The organism is Halomonas sp. SIMBA_159 (assembly GCF_046536035.1).
Classification (GTDB): Bacteria; Pseudomonadota; Gammaproteobacteria; order Pseudomonadales; family Halomonadaceae; genus Vreelandella; species Vreelandella venusta_A.
On sequence record NZ_JAWJBT010000589.1, the window covers coordinates 1 to 271 of the forward strand.

At 66.1% G+C, this 271-nt stretch carries 1 protein-coding gene; it reads right to left on the reverse strand.

Features of this window, described 5'->3' with window-relative positions; translation table 11 throughout:
• Positions 1 to 75: 75 nt before the first annotated feature.
• On the reverse strand, positions 76 to 271 hold a 196-nt coding region (locus tag R0J87_RS20575), incomplete at its 5' end, for a hypothetical protein (RefSeq protein ID WP_498888573.1).

The following is a 271-nucleotide window of genomic DNA, read 5'->3' on the forward strand; positions in this document are numbered from 1 at the left end:
GGAGCGCCTTGGCCTCCGGCACGGTGATCTTCACGTTGCTGTTGTCGCTGTCCATGGTCTGTCCTTTCGCCGGGGTTAGTCGCGGAACACGTCGAGCACGTCGTCGAGCTTCCCCCACGCCACCCGCACGTCGTCGAGCGACCGCTTGCTGCTGGCCCGCCGGTAGCTCACGCCGTCGAGGTGCAGCCGCAGGGTGCCGATCAGCCGATCATTCGGGGTCATGATCCGCACGTCCATGCTGCCGCCCTCCATCAGCACGACCGACAAAGTG